13 protein-coding genes are annotated in these 13,621 nt (G+C 44.6%); 11 read left to right on the top strand and 2 right to left on the bottom strand.

Annotated elements, in window-relative coordinates; translation table 11 throughout:
- Positions 1 to 189 precede the first annotated feature (189 nt).
- The 10 genes from VT06_RS07605 (at position 190) to VT06_RS07560 (ending at position 10,660) form a co-directional block, all read left to right on the top strand.
- Entirely contained in the window at positions 190 to 408 is a 219-nt protein-coding gene (locus VT06_RS07605) for a hypothetical protein (protein WP_046553676.1), read from the top strand.
- Positions 405 to 1,103, top strand: a complete 699-nt coding sequence (locus VT06_RS07600; RefSeq protein ID WP_046553675.1) for a nucleotidyl transferase AbiEii/AbiGii toxin family protein — start codon at positions 405 to 407, stop codon at positions 1,101 to 1,103. Before VT06_RS07605 ends, VT06_RS07600 begins: the two co-directional genes overlap by 4 nt.
- A 268-nt stretch (positions 1,104 to 1,371) precedes the next feature.
- Positions 1,372 to 2,280 (top strand): sulfate adenylyltransferase subunit CysD, encoded by a 909-nt coding sequence (gene cysD / locus VT06_RS07595; protein WP_046553674.1) that lies wholly within the window; start codon positions 1,372 to 1,374, stop codon positions 2,278 to 2,280.
- A 17-nt stretch (positions 2,281 to 2,297) separates the two neighbouring features.
- Positions 2,298 to 3,734: a sulfate adenylyltransferase subunit CysN gene (gene cysN / locus VT06_RS07590; protein WP_046553673.1), complete on the top strand. Its 1,437-nt coding sequence runs from the start codon at positions 2,298 to 2,300 to the stop codon at positions 3,732 to 3,734.
- Entirely contained in the window at positions 3,731 to 4,330 is a 600-nt protein-coding gene (gene cysC, locus VT06_RS07585) for an adenylyl-sulfate kinase (RefSeq protein WP_046553672.1), read from the top strand. Before cysN ends, cysC begins: the two co-directional genes overlap by 4 nt.
- Before the next feature lie 195 nt (positions 4,331 to 4,525).
- Positions 4,526 to 6,505, top strand: a complete 1,980-nt coding sequence (locus VT06_RS07580; protein WP_052750195.1) for a nucleoside-diphosphate sugar epimerase/dehydratase — start codon at positions 4,526 to 4,528, stop codon at positions 6,503 to 6,505.
- Positions 6,506 to 6,594: 89 nt separating this feature from the next.
- The gene (locus tag VT06_RS07575; protein ID WP_046553671.1) at positions 6,595 to 6,978 is read left to right on the top strand and encodes a hypothetical protein; all 384 of its coding nucleotides are present in this window, start codon (positions 6,595 to 6,597) and stop codon (positions 6,976 to 6,978) included.
- 69 nt (positions 6,979 to 7,047) lie between these two features.
- Positions 7,048 to 7,758: a YjbF family lipoprotein gene (locus VT06_RS07570; protein WP_235357382.1), complete on the top strand. Its 711-nt coding sequence runs from the start codon at positions 7,048 to 7,050 to the stop codon at positions 7,756 to 7,758.
- Complete coding sequence (locus VT06_RS07565; RefSeq protein WP_046553670.1) at positions 7,755 to 8,498, top strand: capsule biosynthesis GfcC family protein; 744 nt, start codon at positions 7,755 to 7,757, stop codon at positions 8,496 to 8,498. Before VT06_RS07570 ends, VT06_RS07565 begins: the two co-directional genes overlap by 4 nt.
- Entirely contained in the window at positions 8,495 to 10,660 is a 2,166-nt protein-coding gene (locus VT06_RS07560) for a YjbH domain-containing protein (protein WP_046553669.1), read from the top strand. The genes VT06_RS07565 and VT06_RS07560 overlap by 4 nt, the downstream gene beginning before the upstream one ends.
- A gap of 141 nt (positions 10,661 to 10,801) precedes the next feature.
- Here VT06_RS07560 and VT06_RS07555 read toward each other — a convergent pair whose 3' ends face one another.
- Positions 10,802 to 12,361 carry a sensor domain-containing diguanylate cyclase gene (locus VT06_RS07555; RefSeq protein WP_046553699.1) on the bottom strand — a complete coding sequence of 520 codons (1,560 nt, stop codon included), beginning with the start codon at positions 12,359 to 12,361 and terminating at the stop codon, positions 10,802 to 10,804.
- Positions 12,362 to 12,436: 75 nt separating this feature from the next.
- Positions 12,437 to 13,021 carry a thymidine kinase gene (locus VT06_RS07550; RefSeq protein WP_046553668.1) on the bottom strand — a complete coding sequence of 195 codons (585 nt, stop codon included), beginning with the start codon at positions 13,019 to 13,021 and terminating at the stop codon, positions 12,437 to 12,439.
- 159 nt (positions 13,022 to 13,180) lie between these two features.
- Between VT06_RS07550 and VT06_RS07545 the strand changes: the two genes are divergently transcribed.
- A complete protein-coding gene (locus tag VT06_RS07545) occupies positions 13,181 to 13,597 on the top strand; it encodes an MAPEG family protein (protein WP_046553667.1) in 417 nt (138 codons plus the stop codon).
- Positions 13,598 to 13,621: the final 24 nt, after the last annotated feature.

Here is a 13,621-nt window from a genome sequence, read left to right as displayed (position 1 = left end):
ATAGATCTGATCACCAAACGCCATGAATGTTCAATTATTTCTTTATTATACTATTGTTTTTTATATACATTTTGTGGGGATTTGTCAGACTCTGACCCTTTTTATATTCGTTATTACTGGAAACTGGACATATATCCAGCTGTAGTGTATTTTTTTAATAGTTAAGAAGATGATAGCTTTGGGTAATAAATGGCTAAAATTGATCGGCAACAATTTCCCGAGTTAGACCGTTTGCTGTGGGATACAAAAGAACGTTTTTTTGAAGAAAAAGAAGTGCTTGATATTTATGAACGGCGTTGGCTTTTTGTTGATCAGCGCAAACTTACGGCAAGCGAACTTAAGCTGATCAGCAACCTTGCCCAAAACGCCGGCGGTTTTTTACCTGCACCAGGTAATCCACGGTTATGAAAATACACTATCGCCGGGAAAAACATCAATTAATTGCTAACTGTTTGGCAAACTTTAATAGCGAATTTTTATCTGAGCATGCCATTTTTTTTGGCGGTGGCACTCGTATTGCCCTTGAACTGGATGAGTATCGAGAGTCAGTAGATATTGATTTCTTGTGTAAAGACAAAGCTGCTTTTCGCGCTGTGCGTCAGCAGGTAAATAATAGTTCTCTTGGCGAGTTGGTTTATAAAGAGTTTAATTATGGCCGTGAGATTATATTTGACCGTTATGGTGTGCGTACTTTTATTAAGTTAGACAATGTGGCAATTAAGCTTGAGTTCGTAGCTTTTGATAATTACGCGCTAGCAGCCGCTGCGGGGGCATTTTTCCCGGTGCCTTACTTGGACCGCAGCTCTTGTTTTGCTACGAAGCTATTAGCTAATGCTGATCGGGTGGGTATTAAGCCATATAAAGACATATTTGACTTGATAGTTATGTATAGCAATTGGGGCGATATTCCCTCTACTGCTTTGTTTGAATCTTACAGTCATTACGGACAACAGGTAGTCGATAAAAAGTTACATCAGGCACTAACGTTATTGTTGGCTAATCCGCTGGAATATTCCGAGGCTGCTGCCAATATGTCGGTAACGGCTGATTATTACTCTGACAGCATTTTACCTCAAGCTCAAAAAATGTTAGACAACCTTTAAGCAAGCGCTGCCCTAATTGCGCCCTGATAAATAGATTTACTTCTACTTTTTACTACTTTAAAAAAGGGTCAGAGTGAATAAATTATTCACTCTGACCCTTTTTATTCTTTTTATTGACTCTTTTTATTGACTATTCAGCTCTGCTATATCATATACCAAACCATTACTTGAACCTGCAGCTGCTAGAACGGTATATTTGCCGATATTGCAGCCGTCTATACTGCTGTTTAATTAACCGCTACTAGTAAGCCATTAGCAGGAGTAACTTATGTTGGCTAAAGGAATGACCCACTTGCAGGCTCTGGAAAACGAATCGATTCATATATTTCGTGAAGTGGTTGCTGAGTTTGAAAAGCCGGTAATGCTGTATTCAGTGGGCAAAGACTCTTCGGTGTTACTGCATTTGGCGCGAAAAGCGTTTTATCCGGGTAACATTCCGTTTCCGCTGCTACATGTTGATACCACCTGGAAGTTTAAGGAAATGATCGCTTTTCGTGATCAGATCCCGAAAAAGCTGGGCGTTGAGCTGCTGGTGCACATAAACCAGGAAGGGCTGGCAATGAATGTTGGCCCGTTCAGCCATGGCAGTGGCAAACATACTGATATTATGAAAACCCAAAGCCTGAAACAGGCATTGGACAAATATAAGTTTGATGCGGCTTTTGGCGGCGCGCGCCGCGATGAAGAAAAGTCGCGGGCGAAAGAGCGGGTGTACTCGTTTCGGGATAAAAACCATCGCTGGGACCCAAAAAACCAACGGCCTGAGCTGTGGAATATCTTTAACGGCCGGGTAGATAAAGGCGAAAGCATTCGGGTGTTTCCACTGTCTAACTGGACAGAGCTGGATATATGGCAATACATATATCTGGAAAATATTGATATTCCTGATTTGTACTTTGCCAAAGCCCGGCCGGTGGTCGAGCGCGACGGCACGCTTATTATGGTAGATGATGCCCGTATGCCGCTAAAAGACGGCGAAACGCCATTGTTAAGGCAAGTTCGCTTTCGCACCCTTGGTTGTTACCCCCTAACCGGCGCGGTGGAATCTACGGCTGCAACTTTACCAGAGATTATTCAGGAAATGCTGCTAACCAAAACTTCAGAGCGCCAGGGCCGGATGATTGACCACGATAGTAGTGGCTCGATGGAAAAGAAGAAGATGGAAGGCTACTTTTAGGTAATAAGGAGTAAGTAATGAGCCATGCCTCAGCATTAATTGAACATGATATTCTGGCCTATTTAAAGCAACATGAAAACAAACAGCTGCTGCGCTTTATTACTTGTGGCAGTGTCGATGACGGCAAAAGCACCCTAATAGGCCGTTTATTGCATGACAGCAAAATGATTTTTGAAGACCAGCTTGCTGCGATTACCGAAGACAGTAAAAAGTCGGGTACGCAGGGTAATAAAGTTGATTTAGCGCTGCTGGTTGACGGCCTGCAGTCTGAGCGTGAGCAGGGCATTACGATTGATGTGGCCTACCGCTATTTTTCGACTGACAAGCGTAAATTTATTATTGCCGATACCCCAGGGCACGAGCAATACACTCGCAATATGGCTACCGGTGCTTCAACCTGTGACGTGGCAATTATTTTGGTAGACGCGCGTAAGGGCGTGCAAACGCAAACCCGCCGCCATAGTTTTATTTGCAGTTTGCTGGGTATTAAGCATGTGATTGTCGCCATTAATAAAATGGATTTGGTAGATTATTCGCAGGCGCGTTATAAAGATATTCAGGACCAGTATTTAACGCTGGCCGGTGCGCTAGATATTCCGGATATTCGCTTTGTGCCTATTTCGGCCTTGGAGGGAGACAACGTGGTTAACCCCAGCGAAAAATTAAACTGGTTTCGTGGCTCAACCTTAATGCAGTACCTGGAAACCATGGAAATAAGCGCCTCTGCTGGCAGCCCGGAGTTTCGTTTTCCGGTGCAGCTGGTTAGCCGGCCAAATTCAGAGTTTCGGGGCTTTGCCGGAACTATTGCTGCTGGCAGTGTGGCGGTGGGTGACACCATTAGGGTATTGCCGGCGGGTACTATTTCTACTATAAAGTCGATTGTTACTTTTAATGGCGAGCTAACACAGGCGCATGCCCCGCAAGCCGTAACGCTAACGTTGAACGATGAAATAGACATTAGCCGTGGCAATATGCTGGTGAAAAAGGATGTATTAGCGCATGTGTCATCACGGTTACGGGCCAGATTAATCTGGATGCATGAGCAGCCACTAAAAACTGAACGTGATTACTACTTTAAGTTTGCTTGCAAATTGGTTAGTGGTGAAGTAGCGAAGTTACACCACCGAATTGATGTTAATACGTTGGAAGAGTGCTATACACAAAGCCTTGGGTTAAATGAAATAGGCTTGGTAGATATTACCTTAACTGAAGCCGTGGCCTTCGATGCCTATTTAAAAAACAAGCAAACGGGTGCATTTATTATTATTGACCGCTTAACCAATTTAACGGTAGCTGCTGGTATGGTCGATGCTGCATTGGTGGCACAGGCCGGTCCAGAGCTTGAACCACAGCCAGAGCAGCCAATTAGTGGCTTAAGCACCTTCGAGTTAGAGCTTATTCAATTGCTGCGTAAGCATCTGCCGGAATTAGCGAAAAAAGGTCGTTTAACATGACAGACAATATTGTCTGGCATAATGCCGCGGTAAATCATCGTGAGCGCCAATTGCGTAATGGCCATCAGCCGTGTTTGTTGTGGTATACCGGGCTTTCGGGCTCGGGCAAATCTACTATTGCTAATGCGGTAGATAGGCTATTGTTTAACCTCGGCTGCAGTACCTACTTACTGGATGGCGATAATGTGCGCCACGGCCTAAATAATGATTTAGGTTTTGACGATACCTCGCGGGTAGAAAATATCCGCCGCATTACTGAAGTAAGCCGGCTGATGTTAGATGCCGGTTTAATTGTTGGCACTGCTTTTATCTCGCCGTTTATTGCTGATCGAGCAAAGGCAAAAGCACTGGCGGGTAACGCTTTTATTGAAGTATTTGTTGATACGCCACTGGCCATTTGCGAGCAACGTGACCCGAAAGGCCTGTATAAAAAAGTCCGTGCCGGTGAAATAGCCCACTTTACCGGCATTAGTTCCCCCTATGAGGCGCCGCAAAAGCCGGATATACATGTAAACACCGTCGAGCTAAGTATTGAACAGGCCGCCAGGCAGGTATTAGCGTATTTGCGCGGGCAAGGTATTGTTGCTAACAATTAAGCGGACATTCATTCGGATCTGTTAAGAATAACCTCATTGATAGTTAATAGCGTTGAATTACATTGCTAAATTACCTGAAACAGCAATAAGATAGCGGGTAGCGTTCTTGAGCTGTCTGCGGCGCTGTACAAATGCTATAATCATAACAATTTTTTGCTGCATTATTTTACTGTAGCGCATGTTTTGGAGAGTTTAATGCTTGGATGGTTACTGGGGTTACCGCGTTCGGTAAAGCGGCTGATATCGGTGATAATTGATATTAATTTTTTAATTATTTCATTGGTGGCAGCTTATTTACTGACCCAAGATGCTGCTGATAGTGCCATACCGCAAATAGCGCTGGCTTTTGCAATAACATTACCGATAACGTTATTTATTTTTACCAAGCTGGGGCTATACCGGGCGGTAATACGTTATATCGGCCAGCATGCATTAGGCGCGGTATTAGCAGGTATTGTTAGTAGTGCGGTTATTCTGGCGTTATTGTTTGCCTTTCTGGGCGTAACACAACGCGGCAACCTGATATTTGTGTATGCCATATTAGCGTTGGTAACGTCGGGCGGTATTCGTCTGTTGGCCAGGATGTTTTTAGTGCAGCGCAACAATGGCTACAAAGAGCGGGTACTAATTTACGGGGCGGGCTCTTCTGGTCGGCAATTAGCCCAAGCCTTGTTAAATGGTGAGCAATATCATCCGGTAATGTTTATTGACGATGACACCACTTTGCAGCGCTCGACTATTTTGGGTATTGCAGTGGGTGTGCCATCGCAAATTAGCGCCTTGATTAAAAGTAAAAATATTAGCCGGGTATTACTGGCGTTGCCATCAGCTAGCCGTGCCAGGCGCCGTGAAGTATTAGACGCGTTGGATGAACTGCCAATACCGGTGCAGTCTATCCCCGGTATGAGTGACCTAGTTGATGGCACCATGCGCATTGATGAATTACAAGATGTAAAAATAGAAGATTTGCTTGGCCGTGATGCTGTAGCCCCTAAAAGTAAATTAATGAATGCCGATATTAAAGGCAAGGTGGTAATGGTTACCGGCGCCGGTGGTTCTATCGGCTCAGAGTTATGCCGGCAAATAATTCGGTATGAGCCGACAATGTTGGTATTGTTTGAATTATCTGAATTTGGTTTATACAGTATTGAGCAAGAACTCGCGGCAATAATTAGCCGTGATAATCTTGATATAGCGCTTATTCCGGTAATGGGCACAGTGCAGCGGCAAAGCCGGCTGGAAACCGTAATGCGAACTTTTGCGGTAAACACTGTGTATCACGCAGCAGCTTATAAGCATGTACCGTTAGTTGAATATAACGTGGTAGAAGGGGTGCGTAATAACGTATTTGGCACCTGGTATACGGCAGAAGCCGCCATTAGAGCCAAGGTAGATACTTTTGTATTAATTTCTACCGATAAAGCAGTGCGGCCAACTAATGTAATGGGTGCGTCGAAACGCTTAGCAGAGCTGGTGCTGCAAGCACTGGCAGAACACCAAAATACCACTCGGTTTTGTATGGTGCGCTTTGGTAATGTGCTGGGCTCCAGTGGTTCGGTGGTGCCGTTGTTTCGGGAACAAATTCGTAAAGGTGGGCCATTAACGGTAACCCATAAAGATATTATTCGCTATTTTATGACTATTCCTGAAGCGGCACAGCTGGTTATTCAGGCGGGCGCTATGGGTAAAGGTGGCGAAGTTTTCGTGCTGGATATGGGTGAGCCGGTAAAAATAGCCGATTTAGCCAGACGAATGATTCATTTAATGGGCCTGGAAGTAAAAGATAGTATTCACCCGAACGGTGATATTGAAATTCAGTACAGCGGCCTTAGACCCGGCGAAAAGTTGTATGAAGAACTGCTAATAGGCGAAAATGTGCGGCAAACTGAGCATAGCCGGATTATGGCTGCCGATGAAGCACGCTTAAGCTGGCCGGAAATGGCACATTTACTGACAAGACTTGACCAGGCTTGTGATGAGTTTGCGGTTGAAAATATTATTGAGCTTATTCGCAGTGCACCAACCGAATTTAACTACAGTTGTGCTACCAGCGACTTGGTTGTGCGGGCCGCTTGCGATATTGAGACGGCGTCACAAATTGCGGCAATACCATTTAAAAGTAATGCTGATAAAGCGTCTGTTTATTCAAGCTTAACGGCTAAACAAATAGCGTAAATTTTTTGATAATTCTGGTTGAGCTTGTTACTATTTTGGTTTAAGCTGCGTGCATCTGGAATTTTAATTTGTTAAACGAGGGACAATGTATGAAAAAATTATTAATTATTGCCGGTATGGCGTTGGCGATGAGCAATAATGTAACTGCTCAGCAAAATAATACTGCTGTAGCTGGTGGTTCTGGTGTAGCCGGAACTGGTGCGGTAACTATTGCCAGCTTAACGGCTCTTGGTGTTTCTTTAGCAGTTGCTGCATCTATTGTTTCAAATAGCTCTGGTGTTACCTTACCACCTGAGCAAGAATTTGCTCTGGTATGTAACAGTGGTGATGCTGCACCTGTAGCCGGTGTGTGTACTAGTACTACAACTGGCACCGCTACCGCTACTGCTAGTGTTTCAGGAACAGTTACTAATACTATTACTGTGGTTCCAGTAACTGCAACTTACCCTGCTATAGTGCAGCCGGTAAACTAAATATAGTGTTTTCAGAAGCCGCCTTACGGCGGCTTTTTTGTTTATAGCAATTTTTTCAAGGTTTGTAAGATGATGCTTGTTAAAAAGCTCTTACTGCTCGTTTGTTTTTCTGCGTTAATGTCTTGTTCTGGTACCTATCGCGCCTACACCGATATGCTGACGTTAGCATTTACACCTACTTTAGATGTGCAATTGCCTTATGCCGCTTTTACCTCGGCAAAACACGATTACTTGTATATAAAGTATGGTAAGCAAGCCCAGGTGGCAATGGCATTAATGTTTATTGAGCAAGGGCAATTAAAGTGGGTGTCGGCTGATCGGGTTGTACTAATTACTGAGCAGGGCCGTATTGTGCGCACTATTGGCTTAGACAACGACTTGTTACACCTTAGCAACACGGCACAAGACCCTTTAAAACAGCAATTCGGCTTACGTAACAACAGCCCCTGGTTACGACTTGCCGATTGGCAGCAGCATGAATATGGTTATCAGTTGCGCTCGACGTTTCAATATGGCCCTGCTGAAACTATGCTATTTTTTGGCCAGCACGTTGCAGTGATACCACTAATAGAAAATGTTCAATATGATAATACTGCCAACTTTGTCAGGTTTGATGACAAATGGCAAAACCAGTTTTGGTTAGAGGCAAAAAGTGGTGTGGTATTAAAGAGCCGGCAGATGTTGGCGCCAGGGGCAGAGCCGTTTGAGCTTACTTTTATTAGTGAAGTGGTCAGGCAGCTGCAACGTAACGGTATAGCGGTGGCGGCAGACGCAATATGAACAGAATTCTTCTACTTTTAAGCGCTGTTGCGCTGTGTTCTACTAGTAGCTTTGCTACTGTTGAAATAACGCTTAATAATACCGTTTACCAATTTGAAAACGAACCAAGGCTAGATGAAGTGTTGGCACCAATTGCTTTGCAGCAAAACTGGTATTGGCCGGCTACTAAATTATACCGGGTAAACAACAGCGATATAGAACAGCAACGCATAGCGTTATTGCAGCAGATAGACGAGCTAAAACTACACGTTGGCCCGGCATTGCAAACAGAGCTTACTGCCTTGCAATTACAGCTTAAAAGTTGGCAGTTAGCAACGCGCATTGTCATAACTATTGATTATGATTTAGCCCGGGCGCAGGCACCTTTTAACCCGCGTTTTGAGCCTGGCGTGTATAAGCTGCAGTTATTTGCAAGGCCGTCGACAGTAGTGTTTTGGGGCGCGGTACAAAAAACCTTAACGCTAAGCCACAGTGGTGCAACTGCCGTAGCGGAGTATTTACCGGCATTACAGCGCTCGAGTTTTGCAGACAGCAGTACCGTGTTTATTATTCAGCCAAATGGCCAAATAATTGAAACCGGCATTGCCCTCTGGAACCGACAGCACATTGAAGCTATGCCTGGTGCGCAGGTGTTTATACCCTTTGCAACTGCTAACTTTACAGCAATGTGGTTTACTGCAGATATGGACACGCTTAATAAAAACTTGCTGGCACTGGCTTTACATCGGGTAGAACAATGAATTACACAAGTTGTACTTTAGCTATGGGGGTAGTGGCATTAACGTTGCTAAGTACTGCAGCATTTGCCCGGCAAGTTATTACTGCCGCAAGCACTCAAAACAGTACTGAAATAGCTTCGAAAAATAGTGCTAGCAGCAACTGGCAGCAGTCTGGCAGTGGCTTGACGCAGATGGTGCGCGGCGGTGTTGGTTTACTGCAAACCCCTACAGCGCGTATGTTACCGGCGGGCAGTTTAACGGCAAATTATACTGATAACGAAGAGTATCGCTTCTGGTCGGTGAGCATTCAGCTGTTTCCTTGGATGGAGACTACCGCACGCTATACTGACATTCGTACCCGATTATATAGCGATGATCCTGGTTTTAGTGGTGATCAAACCCTAAAAGATAAGGGTATTGATGTAAAATTGCGTTTGTTAGCGGAAAGCCGTTATTTACCGCAAGTAGCCATGGGTTTTAATGATTTTGGTGGTACCGGCTTATTTGAAAGTGAATTTATTGCTGTAAGTAAGCAGTTAGGGCCGCTCGATGTTCACCTTGGCATGGGATGGGGGTATTTGGGAACAGCAGCAAATACGGCAAACCCGTTTTGCAGTGTACGTGAAAGCTTTTGTAACCGTCCTAGTGAAACGCTGGGACAAGGTGGTAAAATTAGTTACAGCAAGTTTTTTAAAGGTGCCGCTTCACTGTTTGGCGGTGTTGAGTATCAGACACCCTGGCAGCCATTAAAATTAAAACTTGAATATGAAGGTAACGACTATTCTCGCGATAAGGCAGGCGACTTAATACAAGACAGTCGCTGGAATATGGGGGCGGTATATCAGTGGCGTGATGTTGATTTTAGTTTAAATTACCAACGCGGCAATACCTTGGGTTTTGGTGTGCATTATCAACTGGATTTAAACACTAATGACCAGCCAAAGATAAAACCGGCCATGTTGCCAGTAGCCTCACCAAGGCCACAAATTGCTGAATTTAGTGACCTTAATATTATATTGCGCCAATTGTTATTTAATGCCGGTTTTTATTTAAAAACCTCACGCATGACCGATGATGAATTTATTTTATACGGCCATCAGTTGTATTACCGGGATGATGTTGAAGCCACTGAACGTTTAGCCAGGGTAGTGCTAACACAGCTACCGTCGCAGATTAAACGCATAAGAGTTATTGAGCTTAGTGGTAATTTAACGTTGGTCGAAAAAGTGATTGACGTTGACGCCTTTGCCCGTGCCGCTGCCTATGATCAATTACAGCCGGACATTAGGTCTACTTATATTCGTCAGGCACCAGATCCGGATATTATGGCACTGGCTGATGTGCCTTATACCACCGGTTTATACACTGGTATGGAAATTTTCTGGATCCAGTCTTTTGGTAACCCAGAAAATTTTTATATGTATCAGGGTGGGGTATTTTTGGGTGCTGGTTATCGATTTAGCGAAAACTTCAGTATTAATACCACGGCAAAATTAACGTTGCTGGAAAACTTTGATACCTTTAATTTTAAGGTAGATGCGTTTAATACGCCTTTGCCGCGGGTACGGACTCTGGTACGTGAATATGTTACTGGCAGTAAGTTTAGCATGGAAAACACCTATGCCCACTGGCAACGGCAGCTTGATACTAACTGGTTTGTTCAGGCTTATGGTGGTTATCTGGAAACCATGTTTGGTGGTGTGGGTACTGAAGTGTTGTATCGGCCGGTAGACAGTGAGTTTGCATTTGGCTTTGACCTTAACTACGTAAGGCAACGCTCTTTTGAAAATAACATAGATTTTTTCGATTATAAAACCTTAACCGGTCACGTTAATGTGTATTGGCAGCCATCATTTTTGCCTGATACGCGCTTGACGTTTAATATTGGTCAGTTTCTGGCAAAAGATAAAGGGGTAAATGTCGACTTTGCCAAGCGCTTTGATAGCGGCATTATTATTGGCGCTTATGCGGCGATAACCAATGTATCGTCTGAGGAATATGGCGAAGGCAGCTTTACCAAAGGGTTTTATTTATCGTTACCATTCGATTTGTTCTCGGTGAGGCCAGCAAAAGGTCGGGGGCGTTTACCTTGGGTACCAATTGCTCGCGATGGTGGCCAACCTTTAAACCGACCAGTTAAACTGATTGATATGACTGAATCGCGTTCTGGTTTTTTTAATTAGTAAATACTGACAAGTATTCTTAAGCGGTAAGTTCAGCGGCTATAAATGACAGCCGCTGGTTATTTATAGCGGCACTGCCCGTTAGGCGAGTGGCTAAGGTTTAAGTAGCTTAGTTTAATGTTGCTTTGCTTAATGCAGCCACTAGTCAGCAGCAATAACCTTATTGCGCCCGGCCGCTTTAGCCTGATACAGGGCTTCATCGGATTTTCGTAACATTTGTTTGGCGGTGGTATTTTTGCAGGCAATAATACTGAAACACCCCATACTGGCGGTAAGGTAGGGGGCAACATCTGATTTACAGTGCGAAATATTCAGCGCTTTAATTTGTTGTTGTACTCGCTCGGCCACGTCCTGGCAGGCCACGCTATCGCTGCTAGGTAATATAAGTGCAAATTCTTCACCGCCATAGCGGGCCGCTATTTCACCCTGGCGTTTGGCCTCGTTGCTTAATACCGTAGCTACCCGTTGCAAGGCTTCATCACCGGCCTGATGGCCATAGTGGTCGTTAAACGGCTTAAATAAATCGATGTCTAACATTAACAGGCTTAGTGGCAATGCACTGCGGGCGCTGCGCTGGATCTCTTCGAGCAGTTTTTCATCAAATTGACGGCGGTTGGCCAGGCCGGTTAAGCCATCCTGGTTGGCTTGCTTTTGTAACTCGCGATTAGCTGCCAGCAATTCCTGTTGGATTTGTTGCAGTGAGTTACGGTAATTTACATTTTGAATACTGTTGGCGATCATCTCACCCACCAGCTTAATGCGCCGCACATCGTTACTACTCCAGTGGCGTTGACGCGCCACCATGTCACAACCGACAAAGCCAAGTAATTTATTCTCTGCCAGCATGCCGATACACAGTACAGAACGAATATCTTCGTTATTAAATTCCTGCTGTTCGTTACTGGCTTCTGCGGGTAACTGGGTAATATCGGCAACGGCAAAAATATGGTCTTGCTTCATTTTTTGATAAAAGTAGGGTAGAGCCGTGTCTGGAACTTGTTGCAGGTTAGCTTTTTGCGGGCTAATGCCCTCGCGTACCCATTCATGCGAGTTATTCATTTCAGTTACCTGCTGATTAAACTGAAATAAATAGCTTCGATCTGCATGGCAAAATTCGCCTAATGCCGCTAAGGCATCGTCAACATGCTGGTCCAGCGCCTCGCTGCTAACGTTAATAAGTTCGGTTGAAATAAGTGACATAAGCTTGTCAAAAGCTAACGCTTCTTCTAACTCGGCAATATCGGTGTGGCTATAGTGGTTGTTACTCATTACCGGCGCAGCGCTTGGTGCACAGTGGGCTAAACCATCGCTACTTGCTGGCGCGTCTTGCTGCGGGCACAAGGTAACAATAATGGTAGTGCCTAAACTAAATTCCAGCTTAACCAATTGACTATTAAGTATTAACGACTTTTGTCTGTCTTTAAAATCAAGCGTTACCGCTTGGTTTAGGGTGGTACCACTGAGTGCTAATAATAATGGATTACTGAGTAAACTAATTTTGTTTTGCTGCTGATCTAAGAGCCTGATTTCGGACAGTTGCGGTAAACTAAGTGGCTGTTGCGCTGCAGTAAAGCCAAACAACTGCTGTGCGACGCTATTTGCCCATATTTCAGCTTTGGCACTTTCCTTATAAAACAGCGCAACCGGCAGTTTATCCAGGATGTTCCAAAAATGTGGGCGAGAATTAGCGTGTGCAAGCATAAAAGTAATGATCCGTTTTTTACTACTATAACGGATCACACTGTTATGGCAACTTATCCGGCTTATTGCCGTGGTTTAACGTTGTTGCCAGACCAGCTGTTTAAAATGCTGACGACACATTGATACATAGCTTTCATTGCCACCAATTTGCACCTGGCTACCGGCGGTAGCGGCATTGCCATCGGCGTCGAGTCGCACCACAAAGTTCGCTTTGCGGCCACAGTGACAAATGGTTTTTAGCTCAATTAATTTATCAGCCCAGGCTAGCAATGCCTGGCTACCGGCAAAGGTTTCACCTAAAAAGTCGGTGCGAAGGCCAAACGCCAGTACCGGAATATTCAGCTCATCTACAATATCGGTTAACTGACGCACCTGCACTTTACTCAAAAATTGCGCTTCATCAATAAGTACACAGTCTAGCCTGCCGTCGGTTTTAAGCTGCTGCACATGCTCTGTAAAATGAAACTGCGGTGTAAAAATATGGGCGTCCATCGCCAGACCAATACGTGAGCTTACTTTGCCAAGACCAAAGCGGTTATCTAGCGCTGCGGTATATATTGCTACGCTCATACCTCGTTCCTGATAATTGTAGGCGCTTTGCAATAACGAGGTAGACTTGCCGGCGTTCATTGCCGAGTAGTAAAAATAAAGTTGAGCCATGGCCAGCATCCTGAAATTTGACGGCTAAGGATACCCAATGCCGCTATGGCTGTAAACGCCAGCTATAATCATCAGTTGGCAATAGGGTCGGCAACAGGCATACTTTATGCGCTTTGTAGCGGTAAAAAATTACTATTACTAACCTAACAGGATGACCCAATGGAGAAGTTGCTATTATTACCAGTGTTTGCGCAGGTGTTGCTAACCAGTGTGGTAATGATTTTTATGGGCCGGCGACGCATTAACGCCGCTAAAAATAGAGAAATTAACCTAAGTGCCTTTCGTACCATGGACTTAACCGGTGCTAACGAGCAGGTTATTGCCACCAGTCGCAATTTTGATAATCAGTTTCAAATGCCGATGCTGTATCTCTTTAGCGTGTTGTTCAGTTTACAGCTGGGCCTGGCCGATGTAACGTTTTTAGTGATGGGTGTGGTCTTTGTAGCATTGCGGTACTGGCATACTGTTATACATATTGGCAGCAATAATGTGCGGCTTCGTTTTAGGGTGTTTTTGTTGGGCTGCTTGGTATTGTGGTTAATTTGGATCCGAATTTTGGTGTTAGCCCTGCTGTAAACTGCTAGTTTGCCGCTAGCAGCA

It is taken from the genome of Arsukibacterium sp. MJ3, assembly GCF_000987765.1.
GTDB lineage: Bacteria > Pseudomonadota > Gammaproteobacteria > Enterobacterales > Alteromonadaceae > Alishewanella.
This window is presented reverse-complemented; position numbering and strand designations above follow the sequence as displayed.